Source organism: Mesorhizobium sp. M0771, from assembly GCF_040320155.1.
Lineage (GTDB): Bacteria > Pseudomonadota > Alphaproteobacteria > Rhizobiales > Rhizobiaceae > Mesorhizobium.
In genome coordinates this window covers 1-15,884 of record NZ_JAMYPC010000009.1, presented here as the reverse complement: position 1 = coordinate 15,884, position 15,884 = coordinate 1, and the positions used below count along the sequence as shown (strand labels likewise).

General features: G+C 64.3%; 18 protein-coding genes. 15 read left to right on the top strand and 3 right to left on the bottom strand.

What is annotated here, in order from left to right:
- Positions 1–64 precede the first annotated feature (64 nt).
- Genes pcaD through pobA form a run of 6 tightly spaced genes read left to right on the top strand, consistent with a single transcriptional unit; the run spans position 65 to position 4,883 of the window.
- Positions 65–874: a 3-oxoadipate enol-lactonase gene (gene pcaD / locus NKI05_RS15605; protein WP_023687922.1), complete on the top strand. Its 810-nt coding sequence runs from the start codon at positions 65–67 to the stop codon at positions 872–874.
- A complete protein-coding gene (gene pcaC / locus NKI05_RS15600; protein WP_023685273.1) occupies positions 867–1,280 on the top strand; it encodes a 4-carboxymuconolactone decarboxylase in 414 nt (137 codons plus the stop codon). The genes pcaD and pcaC overlap by 8 nt, the downstream gene beginning before the upstream one ends.
- Positions 1,270–2,025, top strand: coding sequence for a protocatechuate 3,4-dioxygenase subunit beta (pcaH, locus tag NKI05_RS15595; protein ID WP_023685272.1), 756 nt, complete (start codon positions 1,270–1,272; stop codon positions 2,023–2,025). The genes pcaC and pcaH overlap by 11 nt, the downstream gene beginning before the upstream one ends.
- Positions 2,025–2,639, top strand: coding sequence for a protocatechuate 3,4-dioxygenase subunit alpha (gene pcaG / locus NKI05_RS15590; protein WP_023685271.1), 615 nt, complete (start codon positions 2,025–2,027; stop codon positions 2,637–2,639). Before pcaH ends, pcaG begins: the two co-directional genes overlap by 1 nt.
- Before the next feature lie 19 nt (positions 2,640–2,658).
- Positions 2,659–3,711, top strand: a complete 1,053-nt coding sequence (locus tag NKI05_RS15585) for a 3-carboxy-cis,cis-muconate cycloisomerase (protein WP_023815842.1) — start codon at positions 2,659–2,661, stop codon at positions 3,709–3,711.
- Complete coding sequence (gene pobA / locus NKI05_RS15580) at positions 3,711–4,883, top strand: 4-hydroxybenzoate 3-monooxygenase (RefSeq protein WP_023815841.1); 1,173 nt, start codon at positions 3,711–3,713, stop codon at positions 4,881–4,883. Before NKI05_RS15585 ends, pobA begins: the two co-directional genes overlap by 1 nt.
- Before the next feature lie 13 nt (positions 4,884–4,896).
- On the opposite strand, the gene pcaF is transcribed toward pobA, so the two are convergent.
- Genes pcaF through NKI05_RS15565 form a run of 3 tightly spaced genes read right to left on the bottom strand, consistent with a single transcriptional unit; the run spans position 4,897 to position 7,746 of the window.
- Complete coding sequence (gene pcaF / locus NKI05_RS15575; RefSeq protein ID WP_352792607.1) at positions 4,897–6,102, bottom strand: 3-oxoadipyl-CoA thiolase; 1,206 nt, start codon at positions 6,100–6,102, stop codon at positions 4,897–4,899.
- A 1-nt stretch (position 6,103) separates the two neighbouring features.
- Positions 6,104–6,892 (bottom strand): CoA-transferase subunit beta, encoded by a 789-nt coding sequence (locus NKI05_RS15570; protein ID WP_031205589.1) that lies wholly within the window; start codon positions 6,890–6,892, stop codon positions 6,104–6,106.
- Positions 6,889–7,746, bottom strand: coding sequence for a CoA transferase subunit A (locus NKI05_RS15565; RefSeq protein WP_023815838.1), 858 nt, complete (start codon positions 7,744–7,746; stop codon positions 6,889–6,891). Before NKI05_RS15565 ends, NKI05_RS15570 begins: the two co-directional genes overlap by 4 nt.
- Positions 7,747–7,862: 116 nt before the next feature.
- Here NKI05_RS15565 and NKI05_RS15560 point away from each other — a divergent pair, with 116 nt between their 5' ends.
- From NKI05_RS15560 to NKI05_RS15520, 9 genes are all read left to right on the top strand, one after another.
- Positions 7,863–8,633 carry an IclR family transcriptional regulator domain-containing protein gene (locus tag NKI05_RS15560; protein ID WP_023815837.1) on the top strand — a complete coding sequence of 257 codons (771 nt, stop codon included), beginning with the start codon at positions 7,863–7,865 and terminating at the stop codon, positions 8,631–8,633.
- Positions 8,634–8,840: 207 nt separating this feature from the next.
- On the top strand, positions 8,841–9,566 hold the full coding sequence (locus NKI05_RS15555) for a GntR family transcriptional regulator (RefSeq protein WP_023815836.1): 726 nt from the start codon (positions 8,841–8,843) through the stop codon (positions 9,564–9,566).
- A gap of 3 nt (positions 9,567–9,569) precedes the next feature.
- On the top strand, positions 9,570–10,598 hold the full coding sequence (locus tag NKI05_RS15550; protein WP_023815835.1) for an ADP-ribosylglycohydrolase family protein: 1,029 nt from the start codon (positions 9,570–9,572) through the stop codon (positions 10,596–10,598).
- Entirely contained in the window at positions 10,595–11,569 is a 975-nt protein-coding gene (locus NKI05_RS15545) for a PfkB family carbohydrate kinase (protein WP_023714831.1), read from the top strand. Before NKI05_RS15550 ends, NKI05_RS15545 begins: the two co-directional genes overlap by 4 nt.
- A gap of 33 nt (positions 11,570–11,602) precedes the next feature.
- On the top strand, positions 11,603–12,664 hold the full coding sequence (locus NKI05_RS15540) for an ABC transporter substrate-binding protein (RefSeq protein WP_023668165.1): 1,062 nt from the start codon (positions 11,603–11,605) through the stop codon (positions 12,662–12,664).
- 66 nt (positions 12,665–12,730) lie between these two features.
- Positions 12,731–13,600 (top strand): ABC transporter permease, encoded by an 870-nt coding sequence (locus NKI05_RS15535; RefSeq protein WP_023712105.1) that lies wholly within the window; start codon positions 12,731–12,733, stop codon positions 13,598–13,600.
- Entirely contained in the window at positions 13,600–14,388 is a 789-nt protein-coding gene (locus tag NKI05_RS15530) for an ABC transporter permease (RefSeq protein ID WP_023815833.1), read from the top strand. Before NKI05_RS15535 ends, NKI05_RS15530 begins: the two co-directional genes overlap by 1 nt.
- On the top strand, positions 14,388–15,455 hold the full coding sequence (locus NKI05_RS15525; RefSeq protein ID WP_023712103.1) for an ABC transporter ATP-binding protein: 1,068 nt from the start codon (positions 14,388–14,390) through the stop codon (positions 15,453–15,455). Before NKI05_RS15530 ends, NKI05_RS15525 begins: the two co-directional genes overlap by 1 nt.
- A gap of 103 nt (positions 15,456–15,558) precedes the next feature.
- On the top strand, positions 15,559–15,884 hold a 326-nt coding region (locus NKI05_RS15520), incomplete at its 3' end, for a Gfo/Idh/MocA family oxidoreductase (protein WP_352792601.1).

Below are 15,884 nucleotides of genomic sequence, written 5' to 3'. Positions count from 1 at the left end.
GGCGTAAAATATCATTTTACCAAACCAAATGCCTTGTGCAATGTGAACACGGAGGATCGAAATCGTGCCATTCGTCAACATTGGCGGCATCACGCTGCACCATCGCCATATCAAGGCGAAGGGAAATGCGCGGCCGATCGTGTTCATCAATTCGCTGGGCACCGACTTCCGCGTCTGGGACGAGGTGTTGTCCGAACTGGGTGGCGAAATGCCTGTGTTGGTCTACGACAAGCGCGGCCATGGCCTGTCCGACATTGGTGGCGTCAGCTCGATCGACGAGCATGTCGATGATCTGTCGGGCCTGATCGATCATTTCGAACTGAACAATGCGGTGCTGTGCGGCCTGTCGGTGGGCGGCCTGATTGCGCAAGGGTTTTATGCCCGGCGCCCCGAAATCGTCGACGGCCTCATCCTGTGCGACACCGCCCACAAGATCGGCACGGCCGACAGCTGGAACACCCGCATCGAAACGGTCGAAAGCAAAGGTATCCAGGCCATCGCCGATGCCGTGCTCAAAATGTGGTTTACGCCTGCCTTCCACGCGGACCGTGTCGCCGAGCTCGACGGCTACTGGAACATGATGACCCGGCAAGCCGTCGCCGGCTATGTCGGCACCTGCGCCGCGGTGCGCGATGCCGATTTCACCGAGGCCGCGCAGGGGATCGCGGTACCCACGCTTTGCGTCGTTGGCGACCAGGACGGCTCGACGCCGCCGGATCTCGTCCGCTGGCTGGCCGATCTGATCCCAGGCGCACATTTCGAAATCATTCGTGACGCCGCGCACATCCCTTGCGTCGAACAGCCCAAGGCGCTGACCACCCTGATCCGCGATTTCGTCGCGGCGCTTCCCCTGAGAAAGCAGACCCATGGATGAACTGCCCAAAAACGAAACCAGATATCAGACCGGGCTGACCGTCAGGCGCTCGGTGCTCGGCGACCCGCATGTTGATCGCAGCGAGGATGCCGTCACCGATTTCGACCGGCCGTTCCAGGAGCTGATCACCGAGGCAGCCTGGGGCACTGTGTGGGCGCGTCCGGGCTTCAGCAGGCGCGAACGCTCGATCGTGACGCTGGCACTGCTGGCCGCCCTTGGCCATGATGAAGAGGTCGCCATGCATGTGCGCGCCACCGCCAACACCGGTGCGTCGCGCGACGATATCTGCGAAGCGTTCCTGCATGTCGCGATCTATGCCGGCGTGCCGGCCGCCAACCGCGCCTTCAGGATCGCCAAGGAGGTGTTTTCGGAAATGGACGGAAGCAGGGCTGGCCATGCCAGCTGATGCCGGCTCGAACCGCAGGCCCGAGAGCGGAGCCTTCTTCCAGCGCGACCGTGGCTGGCATCCGCCGGCGCTGACGCCCGACTACAAGACGTCGGTGTTGCGCTCGCCGCAAAAGGCGCTGCTGGCCTTCGACAACACGGCGTCCGAAATCACCGGTCCGGTGTTCGGCCACGCCATGCTCGGCGAACTCGACAATGACCTGATCCACAACTTCGCCAAGCCCGGCGAGAGCGCAATCGGCGAGCGTATCATCGTCTATGGCCGCGTGCTCGACGAGCGCGGCCAGGGCGTCTCCGGCGCGCTGCTCGAATTCTGGCAGGCCAATTCAGGCGGCCGTTACCGCCACAAGAAGGACGGCTATCTCGCGCCGCTCGATCCGAATTTCGGCGGCTGCGGCCGCACCATCACCGATGCCGATGGCGGCTATGCCTTTCGCACGGTGAAGCCCGGTCCCTATCCCTGGCCGAACGGGCCCAATGACTGGCGGCCATCGCACATCCATTTCTCGGTGTTCGGCCACGGCTTCGCACAGCGGCTGATCACGCAGATGTATTTCGAGGGCGACCCGCTGATCTGGCGGTGCCCGATCGTGCGCGGTATCCGTGACAAGGCGGCCGTTGAGACGCTGGTCGCGGCGCTCGACATGCAGGCGACGATCCCGTTCGACGCGCGCGCCTACAAGTTCGACATCGTGCTGCGCGGGCGCCGCGCCGCGCTGTTCGAAAACCGGCCGGAGGGCAATTGATGGCGCAATCGCTGACCCGGCTGAAGGAGAGCCCGTCGCAGACCGCCGGGCCCTACGTGCATATCGGGCTGACGCCGAATTTCGGTGGTATCGGCGGCGTCTATCCGACAGACCTCGGCGCGACGATGCTCAACGACAAGACCAAGGGCGAGCGCATCGGTTTGCGCATCCGCGTGCTCGACGGCACCGGCACGCCGCTCAGGGATGCCTTGATCGAAATCTGGCAAGCGGATGCCAATGGCTTCTACAATTCGCCGGCCGAATTGCGCGGCGATGCCGATCCGGATTTTCAGGGCTGGGGCCGTCAGCCGACCGACATGGAAACCGGCCTGTGCAGTTTTCAGACGATCAAGCCGGGACGCGTGCCGTATGGCGACGGCCGGCTGATGGCGCCGCATATCAGCCTGTGGATCGTCGCCCGCGGCATCAATATCGGCCTCCACACGCGGCTCTATTTCTCCGACGAGGCCAAGGCCAATGCCGAGGATCCGATCCTGGCCCGCATCGAGCACAAGGTGCGCGTGCCGACGCTGATCGCCGAGCGGCAAGGCGACAACTATATTTTCGACGTCCATCTCCAAGGGGAGAAGGAAACGGTCTTCTTCGACAGCTGACGGTCAGGAAACCAATGACATGACCGTATCGCCCTTCGACCATCCGCTGCTCTCCGGCCTGCTCGGCGACGAGGAGGCGGCTCGGCATTTTTCGGTGGATGCGGAAATCGCCGCCATGCTCGATTTCGAGCGCGCGCTGGCGCAAGCGGAAGCCGAAAGCGGGACTATCGGCACGGATGCCGCCGCGGCGATTGTACCTGTCCTGTTGTCATACAAGCCGGACACCGCGCGGCTGCGGGCCGGTGTGGCGAAGGATGGCGTGATCGTGCCCGAACTGGTGCGCCAGTTGAAGGCAGCGGTCGGGGCGCCGCACGACGCCGGCGTGCATTTCGGCGCAACCAGCCAGGACGTCATCGACACTGGCCTGGTGCTTCGGCTGCGCCGGCTCATTGAACATCTCGACCTGCTGCTGACTGAAAACATTCTGCGGCTGGTGGGGCTGGAAGAACGTTTTGGCAGCCGTGCATTGACAGCGATGACGCGCATGCAGCCGGCGATCCCAATTCAGGCGTCGGACCGCGTGGCGGTGTGGCGCACGCCGCTGCAACGGCATCAGCAGAGACTGTCGGAGCAATCCAAGCGTCTGATCGTGGTGCAGTTTGGCGGCGCCGCCGGCACGCTGGAGAAGCTGGGCGACAAAGGACCTGCCGTGCGCGCGGCCCTTGCCGCAAAGCTCGGCCTTGGCGACGCGCCGCAATGGCACAGCCAGCGGGATGCGCTGGCCGAATTCGCCGGGCTACTATCGCTCATCACCGGCAGCCTCGGCAAGTTCGGCCAGGACATTGCGCTGATGGCGCAAGATGGAACCGACATCAAGCTGTCCGGCGGCGGCGGCTCGTCGGCCATGCCGCACAAGCAGAACCCGGTGAAGGCGGAAGTGCTGGTGACGCTGGCGCGCTTCAACGCCACCCAGCTTTCCGGCATGCATCAGGCGCTGGTGCATGAGCAGGAGCGCTCCGGTGCTGCCTGGACGCTGGAATGGCTGCTCTTGCCGCAGATGGCGGTTGCGACGGCGGCTGCGCTACGGCTCGCCGCCGAACTCGCCGGACAGATCGAAAGCCTGGGACACTGATGCGCACCCGGATTGTCATTGTCGGCTCCGGACCGTCCGGGCTGCTGCTTGGCCAGCTTCTCGGCACCATTGGCGTCGAGACGGTGATCCTCGAACGTTCGAGCCGGGAGCATGTGCTTGGCCGGGTGCGGGCAGGGGTGCTCGAACAAGGCACCGTCGAGTTGCTCGAAGAGGCGGGCGCAGCTGCAAGGCTGCATGCCGAGGGCCTGCTGCATGCCGGCATCTCGCTTGCCTTCGGCGGCAGCCTGCATCGGCTCGATCTCACAGCGCTGACCGGCGGAAAACACGTCACCGTCTATGGCCAGACCGAGGTGACACACGACCTGATGGACAAGCGCGAGGCGGCGGGGCTGACCACCGTCTATGAGGCGGCCAACGTCGCGCTGCATGGTTTCGATGGCGAAGCGCCCTACGTCACCTACGACAAGGACGGCGTCAGCCATTGCATCGACTGCGACTTCATCGCCGGCTGCGACGGCTATCACGGCGCTAGCCGCAAATCGGCGCCTGGGCGGGCGCTGAAAACCTTCGAGCGAACCTATCCCTTCGGCTGGCTCGGCGTGCTGGCCGAAGTGCCGCCGGCCGATCACGAACTGGTCTACGCCAACCATGAGCGGGGCTTTGCGCTGTGCTCGATGCGGTCGACGCATCGCAGCCGCTACTATGTGCAGGTTCCGGTTGATGAGAGCGTCGAGGCCTGGAGCGACGACCGCTTCTGGGATGAGTTGCGCCGTCGCCTGCCCGAGCAGACTGCCGCCGCCGTTGTTACCGGGCCGTCCTTCGAAAAGTCGATCGCGCCGCTGCGCTCCTTCGTTGCCGAGCCGATGCGCTTCGGCCGGCTGTTCCTGGTCGGCGACGCCGCCCATATCGTGCCCCCGACCGGCGCCAAAGGGCTCAACCTCGCTGCCAGCGACGTGCGCTATCTCTTTGCCGGACTTCGCGAATTCTATGTGGACAAATCGCAGGCCGGGCTTGACGCCTATTCGGCCAAGGCGCTGGCGCGGGTCTGGAAGGCGGTACGCTTCTCCTGGTGGATGACGACGATGTTGCACCGCTTTCCTGATACGGGCGAGTTCGGCCAACGCATCCAGGAAGCCGAGCTCGACTATCTCGTGCATTCGCAAGCGGCGTCGACCGCGCTGGCTGAAAACTATGTCGGTTTGCCCTATTAAGGGCGGTGCAAACTCAAACCCGTTCGAGCGCCACCGCGATGCCCTGGCCGACGCCGATGCACATGGTGGCCAGCGCATAGCGGGCGCTGCGCTCGCGCAGTTCCAGTGCCGCGGTGCCAGTGATACGCGCGCCCGACATGCCCAAGGGATGACCAAGCGCGATGGCGCCGCCATTCGGATTGACGTGCTCCGCATTCTCGGAGATGCCGAGTTGACGGAGCACGGCGATCCCTTGGGAGGCGAAGGCTTCGTTGAGTTCGATGACATCGAATTGGTGCGGTGTCAGGCCGAGGCGGGCGCAGAGCTTTTGTGTCGCCGGGGCAGGGCCGATGCCCATGATGCGTGGCGCCACGCCGGCAGCAGCGCCGCCGAGGACGCGGGCGATCGGCGTCAGGCCGTATTTTTTCACAGCCGCTTCGGAGGCGATGATCAGCGCTGCCGCGCCGTCATTGACGCCGGACGCGTTGCCGGCGGTGACGGTGCCGCCCTGGCGGAACGGCGTCGGCAATTTGGCCAGCGACTCGACCGTGGTGCCGGCGCGGGGATGCTCATCCTTCGATACGATAATCGCATCGCCCTTTTTCTGTGGGACCGTCACCGGGGTGATCTCCTTCGCCAGCCGGCCATTGGCCTGTGCCGCGACGGCCTTGTCCTGGCTGCGCACGGCAAAGGCGTCCTGGTCGGCGCGCGACACTGAAAAATCCTCGGCGACGTTCTCGCCGGTCTCCGGCATGGAATCGACGCCATAGTGTTTCTTCATCAGCGGGTTGATGAAGCGCCAGCCAATCGTGGTGTCGTGGATCTCGGCGTGGCGCGAAAAGGCTGTCTCGGCCTTGGGCATGACGAAGGGGGCGCGGCTCATCGATTCGACGCCGCCGGCGATCATCAACTCGGCTTCGCCCGCCTTGATGGCGCGGGCGGCAATGGTGAGCGCATCCATGCCGGAACCGCAGAGGCGATTGACGGTCGAGCCTGAAATTTCCTTCGGCAGTTCGGCCAGGAGCAGCGACATGCGGGCTACATTGCGGTTGTCCTCGCCGGCCTGATTGGCGCAGCCATAGACGACGTCGTCGACAGCCTGCCAGTCGATGCCGGCATTGCGCTCGACCAGCGCCTTCAGCGGGATGGCGCCAAGATCGTCGGCCCGCACCGACGACAGCGAGCCGCCGAATCGGCCGATCGGGGTGCGGATGTAATCGCAGATGAATGCCTCGGTCATGTCATGCGGCCTTTTCTTTACCGCTTCCCTCATGCGCCGCCTTGGTGCGGGCCTGCAGGTCGCGCAATGTCGTCAGCTCGAGTTCCGTCGGCGCCGGCGTTTCGTCAAGCGCCTCGGCGAACTTTACGATCCAGCCACAGCTGTCCTGCACCTGCTGCCGCGTTGCGCCGGGATGCAACGACACCACGGTGAATTCCTTGCTCACCGGATCTGGCTTCCAGATGGCAAGGTCGGTGATCAGCAGCGTCGGCCCTGATGTCTCGATGCCGAGGCGCTGGCGATGGTCGCCGCCATCGCCATGGCCGAAGGAGGTGAAGAAGTCGATCTTCTCGACCATGCCGCGCTTGGACTGCGCCATGGTGATGTAGATCTCCTTCGACGAGGTGGCGATCTCCGGCGCGCCGCCGCCGCCGGGCAGGCGGGTCTTGGGATGCGCATAGTCGCCGATGATGGTGGTGTTGATGTTGCCGAACTTGTCGAACTGGGCGGCACCGAGGAAACCGATCGAAATGCGGCCGCCCTGCAGCCAGTAACGAAACATCTCCGGCACCGAGACGGTCGTGACGGCGGTGTCGCAAAGTTCGCCGTCACCGATCGACAGCGGCAAAACATCGGGCGCGGTGCCGATGGTGCCGCTTTCATAGATCAGCGTGATGTCGGGCGCATGCGTCAGTCGCGCGACGTTGCAGGCGGCTGACGGCGCGCCAATGCCGACGAAGCAGACATCGTCGTTTTTCAGGGCTCGGCTGGCGGCAATCGTCATCATCTCATTGGGAGTAAAGCCGCTCATCCCGCGCTCCTCAGATGCTTTACGCGGCCGGCGAAATCGTCCGCCGTGCGATCGAGGACATTGGCCTGCATCCAGGTCTGGAATTTTTCACGGTCGGCGGCGATGTCGTCCCATTCGAGATAGGCGGCGTTGTCCCTGGCATAGTAGCCGTGCGCGTAGGAGGGATGCGAACCGCCTGATACCACCGAGATCGCAGCGATGGTCCAGCGCGGCAGCACGGTGAGGTTGGGATGCAGGTCGTCGAAATTGTCGACGACTTCCTCTACCGTCACCACGGCGCGCTTGGCCGCGAGCACCGCTTCCTTCTGGATGCCGATAATGCCTTCGACCAGAACATTGCCTTTTTTGTCGGTCTTCTGAGCGTGGATGAAGGTCACGTCCGGGCGGATGGAAGGAACGGCGGCAAGCACCTCGCCGGTGAACGGGCAGGTGACCGAGCGGATGTTGGGATTGACTGCCGCCAGCCCGGCGCCGCGATAGCCGCGGAACACCGCGCAAGGCAGGCCGGCAGCTCCCGCCTCGTAGGCGTTGGCCATGCCGGCATGGCTGTGCTCCTCGATCTCGATCGACCGGGGGAAGCCGTTCTCGATGGCGTCGCGGGCGCGGCGCAGCAGGCCGACGCCGGGATTGCCGACATAGGAGAAGATGATCTTCTTGGCCATGCCCATGCCGATCATCTGGTCGTAGATCAGGTCGGGGGTCATGCGGATGAGCGTCAGGTCGCGAAAGCCCTGGCGGATGGCCTCATGCGCCGCCGCCGTCGGGATCAGATGCGTGAAGCCTTCGAAGGCGACCGTATCGCCATCATGCAGGTTCTCAGCCACGGCCTGTTTGAGCGGCAGGAAATTGACCATCGCCAAGAACTCCGAAGTTCAAAAAGTTCGTATTGCGAACATTTGTTTTGTATGAGATATTTTTACATCGCGCCGCCGAAACGAGTCAAGGCGGCGCATTGTCTTGCGGAGGCCGCATGGAGGACAAGGCAAAGACGCGCGACCATGTCGGCTCGCTGGAGCGCGGCCTTGCAGTCATGGAGATACTGGCCCGGCATCCGGCCGGGATGACGCTGACCGAAATGGCGGAGGAGGCGGGGCTGACCCGCGCCGGCGCGCGTCGCTTCCTGCTGACGCTGACCGCCACCGGCTATGCCACGCAATCCGGCCGGCAGTTTTCGCTGTCGCCGCGCCTGCTCGCCATCGTGCGCTCTTGGCTCGGCGGCGCCTCGCTGTGGACATTCGCGGCATCCATCATGCGCGACGTCGCGGGCCAATTCGACGAGGCCTGTAACGCGGCGGTGCTGTCGGGCGAGGAAGTCGTCTATGTCGCGCGCATTCCTGGCCGCCGCATCCTCAGCGTTTCGCTCGATGTCGGCACCAGGCTGCCGGCGCATTGCACCTCGATGGGGCGCGTCCTGCTTGCGGGGCTGGGCGCGGATGAACTGAAGGCCTTGCTTGCAGAGGCGAGGATCGAACGGCGCACGCCGAAGACGATCACCAGCCGCGCCGCGCTGGCCAAGGCCATCGACGCGGCGAGGGTGGATGGCTTTGCCGTCGTCGATGAAGAGCTGGAGCTTGGCCTGCGCTCGATCGCGGTGCCTATCTGTGACCGCGCAGGCAAGACCGTGGCGGCGATCAACGTCTCGGCGCAGTCGGCGCGGTTCTCCGTCGAGGCGATGGAGCGGGATATCCTGCCAGCGCTGCGGACGGCCAAGCAACAGATTGAGGAATTTTTCTTCGTGTGAGCGCAAGGCTAATCGCCTGAGGGAAGCGCTGCCCCCGCTCTGTCTCGGAGACGGGACGCCCTACGCGGTTAGCGTCGCCATGCGAACAAACGATGCCCTGGGGCACCTGAGCACAACGCATATGCGTGAATCCAAATATATCGTTGACGTCGCCCTTCAACTCCAGTATTGAACAGGACTATACAGGTTTATTGAACAGGTACCCTTATGAAGCGGCGCGCGGTTCAACTGTCTCCCGGCACGGGCAAGCCCGAGCAGATCGCCACCGTTCTCGAACATGAGATCCGCTCCGGCGTGCTTGGCTTCGGCGACCGCCTGCAAAGCGAGAACGAACTCGTCCAGCGCTTTTCCGTCAGCCGCAACACGGTCCGCAAGGGCCTCGAGGAGCTGTCCAGCCGTGGGCTGATCACCACCAAGGTCGGCATCGGCTCCTTCGTCACTTTCGACGGCAAGCCGGTCGATGACAGCATTGGCTGGTCGCGGGCGCTTGCCAATGCCGGCGCCAATGCCGAGACCCGGACGCTGCGGCTTGAAGTGATCGAGGATGCCGATCTTGCCGCGCTGCTTGGCATCGAAAGCCCGTTCTTCATCGCCGTCGACCGGGTGCGCACCAATGCCAGCGACGGCCATGCGATCTCCATCGAACGCAGCCGCCTGCCGCTGTCGCCCGAACTGGAGGACGTGCCGCTGCGTGGTCTGCGCGAAGGCTCGCTCCACCAGACGCTGCGAGCCGCCGGTCTCATTCCAGACCATGGCGAGGAATGGGTCGGCATCGAGATGCTCAACGCCGAAGACGCCGCCATCCTCGGCTGCCCGCAAGGCACGCCGTTCCTGCGCGGACGCCGGCTGACGCGTGCGGCTGACGACCGGCCGATCGAATATGTCACCAGCCTGCTCAACCCGGCGCATTTCGCGCTGCATATGAGGTTTTGAGCGATGCCAGACAGCACCATTCTCGATCGCGCCATGGGCGCGCTTGTCGGGGGCGCGCTGGGCGATGCGCTCGGCATGCCGACACAGCTTCTGTCGCCGGCGCGGATCGCCGAGCTATACGGCCATGTCGAGGATTTCGTGGCGCCCTTCGCCGACCATCCGGTGTCGAAGGGGCTCGTGGCCGGCACCGTCACCGACGACACCGAACAGGCGCTGCTGCTCGGCCGCATTCTGGTCGAATCCGGCGACCGCTTCGACCATGCGCGCTGGGTCAACGCGCTGCTCGACTGGGAGCGCGAGGTCAAGGCGCGCGGCAGCTACGATCTGCTGGGACCGTCGACCAAACGCGCCATCGACGCCATCAATGACGGCGTGCCGGCGGAAGAGGCGGGAAGCCGCGGCGACACCAATGGCGCGGCCATGCGCATCGCGCCGGTCGGCATCATGATGCCGCTGGAACCGCTCGACGCTTTCGTCGCCAAGGTGGCCGAAACTTGCCGTGCCACGCACAACACCTCGATCGCCATCGCTTCGGCCGCAGCAGTTGCCGCCGCCGCCAGCCACGGCGTCGCCGGTGGCGACTGGCGTGCCGCTTCCGACAGCGCGGTAGCAGCCGCGCGGCGAGGCGCCCGGCTCGGACATTGGGTGACTGGTGGCGATATCGCCGCGCGTATCGCCTGGGCGCAGGAGCTCGTGCGCGGCAAGACCACGCGGGATGCGATCGGGCTCATCACCGATCTCGTCGGCACCGGTGTGGCCAGCCAGGAGTCCGTGCCGGCAGCTTTCGCCGTGCTTGAAGTCGCGCAGGGCGATCCCTGGCAAGCGGCAATCATCAGCGCCAATCTCGGCGGCGACACCGACACGATCGGCGCGATTGCCTCAGGCATGGCCGGCGCCTGCGTCGGCTTTTCGCAACTGCCGCAACAACACATTGCCGGGCTCGTCGGCATAGATATGGGGGAGGTGCGCTCGCTTGCCGAAGACCTCGTCGCGGCGCGCACGGCAAAGGCCAGCAAGGATGCCGCGGCATGAGTGGGCGTCTGGTCCATATCGGCAGCGCCGTCGTCGACTATGTCTACCGCATCGACGCCTTGCCGGCGCCGGGCTGCGAGAAGACCGCGTCGAGCTTTGCGCAGGTCGCCGGCGGCGGCTTCAACATGATGGTCGCGGCCAGCCGCACCGGCATGACGGTTGTGTTCGGCGGCCAGCTCGGCAGCGGACCGAATGGCGATTTCTTGCGCGCCGCGTTTGCGGCCGAAGGCATCATAACGCTGACGTCGCCATCGCCGGTCATGGACAGCGGCAATTGCGTCGCCATGATCTCCGGCGATGCCGAGCGCACCTTCGTGTCGTGGCCCGGTGCGGAGAGCTTTCTCAGCCTCGAGATGATGAGGCCCGTGGTGGTCGCGCCTGATGATTGGGTGTTCACGTCGGGCTATACGCTGAGCTATTCCGGCAGCCGCGACGCGCTGACCGACTGGATCGAGGCGCTGCCAGAAAACATTCCCTTCGTTTTCGATCCAACGCCGGTCATCGCGGATATCCCACGTCCCATCCTTTCGCGGGTGCTTGCCCGTACGACATGGCTGAGCTGCAACATGACGGAAGCGGTCGAGATCGCTGGGCAAGGCGATGTCGAGGCACTCGCCGCCCGGCTGCTCGCCGACCACTGCCCAAAGGCCGAAGGCGTCGTTATCCGCGCCGGCGCCAAGGGCTGTTTCGTGAGGTTGGTCAATGGCGAGACGCAGACCATTGCCGGCTTCAAGGTCGATGCCATCGACACCAATGGCGCCGGCGACACCCATATCGGCGGTTTCGTCAGTGCACTCTCGCGCGGCGTGCATCCCTTCGAGGCGGCGCGCTATGCCAATGCGGCGGCAGCACTTTCCGTCACCCGCCATGGCGGCTCATCGGCGCCGACCGACAGCGAGATCCAGACTTTCCTGAGCCAGGCCGCCACGGGCGAGCCGGGCCAGAACCAGAAGGCCCATCAGACAGCCTGACCCGCCAAGCGGGCAAACAAGAGAGGAACGAACATGCGCATGCCAAGACTGACTGCCCTGCTGACGGCGACCGCCGTCATCACCTCCGCGCTCACGCTGGCCGCCAGTGCCGCCGAAGTGCATGTGCTCAACTGGAAGGGCTACGGCGCTGACGAGCCGTGGGCGATCGAAGCCTTCGAAAAGGCGACCAGCAACAAGGTCGTCAACGACTTCTTCAATTCCGAACAGGAAATGCTGACCAAGATCCGCACCAATCCGGGCCTCTATGACGTGGTCATGATCAACGCCGCCTTCAACGATCAGGCGATGGCGGAAAAGCTGATCCAGCCGATCGATGTCTCGAAGCTGCCGAACTATGCCGACATCAGCAAGGACAAGGCGCAATCGCCGATGCTCGACCATGACGGCAAGGTCTATGGCGTGCCGTGGGTGTGGGGCCTGACGGCGCTGGCAATCAACGAAAAGTCCTTCGACAAGCCACCGACCTCGATCGCCGAAATGTGGGACCCAGCGCATAAGGGCCGGGTCGTCATTCGCGACGACGCTGTCGAAGCGGTGCAGTTCGGCGCCATCGCCACCGGTCAGAATATCAACGACATCAAGGATATGGAAGCGGTCAAGGCGAAGCTGACCTCGCTGATGCCGCAGATCAAGACGTTCTGGAGTTCGGAGAACGACTGGAACCAGATGGTCGCCTCCAACCAGATCGACATCGGCACCTATTGGAGCGGCTCGGCCGATCGCGCCAAGACCCACTTCAAGCTGCCGGTCTCGCTGGTCGTTCCGCAGGAAGGCGCCGTCGCCTGGCTCGACGCGTTCTCGATCCCGGTGGGCTCGAAGAATGTCGAAGGTGCGCAGGCCTTCATCAACTGGATGATCGATCCGAAATTCTATGTCGAATGGGTCACCAAGGTCGGCGCTCCGGTGTCGGCCAACACCAAGGCGGTGGAAGCGCTGCCTGAAGACTCCTTCAACCGCAAGGTGATGGGCGATCCCGAGGTGGCCAAGCGCATCCAGTTCCAGGCGCCGATCACCGACGCGCAGCGCGAGGCCTATCTGGCGCTGTGGCAGCAGCTCAAAGTCGACGTGAAGTAACGCTCACGTCCGGACCAGCCGGCGGTTGGCGCCGGCTGGCCCTTCAATCCTGGGGAGGAGGGTATCATGGCGGTACAGGGTGCGGTCGCGTCGCGCAGCGGGCTGAGATCGGCCCTGCCGCTGCTGGCGCCGGCCTATCTCTGGCTGACGGTGGCGATCTTCCTGCCGCTCTCGGCCATGGTGTTCTTCTCCTTCATGACCGACCTGCCGCTGTCGGGAAAGCCGTGGGCCTTGACCCTTGGCAATTACGCCGCCTTCTTCTCGCAGAGCCTGTACCTGACGCTGCTGCTCGCTTCGCTGCGGCTCGGCCTCGAAGTGACTTTGTGGTGCGTCGTCATCGGTTATCCCGCAGCCTATGTGTTGGCCAAGGTGCTGAAGGGGCGCAGCCGCGAGGCGATCTTCCTGCTGGTCATCCTGCCGTTCTGGTCGAACGGGCTGGTGCGCATCTTCTCCTGGGCGATGGTGCTGCGCGAGGGCGGCATCCTCGACACGGCGCTCAACGCCGTGCTGCCGTTCAATATCAACATCGACCTGATGTATTCCTACCCCGCAGTCATCATCGGCCTGGTGCACTCCTACGTGCCCTACATGGTGCTGACCTGTTACCTCACTTTGCAGGCCATCGACGACTCGCTGATCGAGGCCGGACGTTCGCTGGGCGCCTCGCGGCTGCAGGTGCTGAAGCGGGTGATCATCCCGCTGTCTATGCCCGGCCTGGTGGCAGGTGCGGCACTGATCTTCGTGCCGGTCGTCGGCTCGTTCATGGAGCCGCGCATTCTCGGCGGCCGCACCGGCACGTTCTATGGCACGGTGATCGAGGACCAGTTCGTCGCCGTCTTCAACTGGCCGCTGGGGGCGGCGCTTTCCTTCATCCTGCTGGCGGTGGTGCTGGTGATCCTGGCGGTTGCCTCGCCGGTGCTGCGGAGGGCTGCTTGATGATGACGACCCGCATAATCGAAGGACTAGGCCGCTTCTACATCGGACTGCTGCTCGTCTTCCTCTATCTGCCGATCATCATCATGGCGCTGATGTCGTTCAACGTCTCGCCCTTCTACCAATTGCCGTTCGAATGGACGACGGAATGGTATGCCTCGCTCTGGCAGAACGACCAGCTGATCGCGGCGACCTGGAACAGCCTCGAGATCGCGGTCATCACCACGCTCATCTCAGTGGTGCTTGGCTCGGCCGCTTCGCTGGCGCTCTTCCGCTACGACTTCCGCGGCAAGAAATTGCTGCAGGCGCTGCTGTTTCCGCCGATCGCCATTCCGTGGCTGATCACCGGCACGGCGATGCTGATCTTCTTCTTCGGCGTCGGCATTGGCCGCGGCCTGTTAGCCATCCTGCTCGGCCATGTGGCGCTGGCGCTGCCCTATGTCATCGTCGTCGTCTCGGCCCGGCTGCAGACTTTTGCACCGGAGCTGGAAGAGGCGGCGCGCTCGCTCGGCGCCAACCAGTGGCAGGTGACCGCGCGTGTGACGCTGCCGTGGATCATGCCCGGCGTCATTGCCGGCGGCTTGTTCGCATTTGCCGTGTCGTTCGACCAGTTTGTCGTCTCCTACTTCCTGGCGACGCCGGGGCAGACGACGCTGCCGGTCGAAATCTACGCCGCGATCCGCAAGGGGTTCACGCCCGAGATCAACGCGGTCTCGACCATCATCATTGTCGTGTCGATGGCGCTGATGCTGTTCACGGCGCGCTTCTTCAAATTCGGCGGAGAGAAATAATGGCCGGCGTGCAGGTATCGAACGTCTCCCGCAGTTTTGGCGCGCACAAGGCGCTGGACCACGTCTCCATCGATTTCGCCGATGGCGGTTTCTATGGGCTGCTTGGCCCCTCGGGCAGCGGCAAGACCACGCTGCTCAGGCAAATCGCCGGCTTCGACTTTCCCGACTCCGGCCGCATCGCCATTGGCGGCGAGAGCGTCGAACGGGTGCCGGTCGAAAAGCGGCGCATCGGCATGGTGTTCCAGAACTATGCGCTGTTTCCCAATATGAGCGTCGCCGATAATGTCGCTTTCGGCCTGTCGGTGCGCGGCGAAACGAAAGCGACGATCGCCACCGAAGTGCAGCGCGCGCTCGATCTGGTTCAGCTCGGCAAGCTCGGCGAGCGCCGGCCGCACCAGCTCTCCGGCGGCCAACGCCAGCGTGTGGCGCTGGCGCGCGCCATCGTCACCAAGCCGCGCGTGCTGTTGCTCGACGAGCCGCTCGGCGCGCTCGACAAGGCGCTGCGCGTCGACATGCAGATCGAGCTGAAGCGCATCCAGCGCGAGATCGGCATCACCACCATCTTCGTCACCCACGACCAGGAAGAGGCGCTGACGATGAGCGACCGCATCGGCATATTGCGGGACGGCAGGCTCGTGCAGGAAGGGCCGCCGGAGGAAATCTACGACCGGCCGAAGAGCGAATTCGCCGCCACCTTCCTTGGCGACGCAAACATTTTTCGCGGCGATGCGACCGGCAACGGCATCCGGCTGCCTGACGGCACGGCGATCGCCGCCGGGGTGGGTGATCGGCTTGCCGCCGGTACGAAGGCCAGCTGCGCCGTGCGTCCCGAACGCATTCGCATCGCGACCGATGCCGGGGTTGCGGATGCGGCCAATGCCAACGCTCTGAAGGGCCAGATCTCCAAGCGCATTTTCGCCGGCAACAACAGCACCTATTTCGTCGAGCGTGCCGGCCAGACGTTGAAAGTCATCGTCCAGAATACCGGCAGTGACCGGCTGGCCGAGGGCCAGAATGTAATGCTCAGCTGGTCGCCGGAAAGCACCGTGCTGATTGCCGCAAACTAGTTCGCACCGTCACCCCGGCATGGTTCTGATGGGAATTGATGGAGCGGACCTTGGCTGATGGGCCGGCCATGGCGTTATATCCTGTCGTCCAAGGGAGGAATGGATGGCAGGCCAGGGTTTCGAGCCGGATGTGAGGGTTCGCACCAGCGAATACCGGATCGGTTGCATCGGCGCCGGCATGATCATGGCCGAATGCCATCTTGCCGCCTATGCGCAGGCCGGTTTCCCAGTCGTCGCCATCGCCTCGCGCACCAAGACCAGCGCCGAGAAGGTGGCGAAGCGCTGGAGCATTGCGACCGTCCACGACACACCGGAACAGCTGATCGAGGATTCTGAGGTCGAGATCGTCGACCTTGCCTTTCCGCCCGACCAGCAGCCGGCGCTGATCCGCCATGCGCTGAAGCAGCCTCACATCAAGGCGATCCTGGC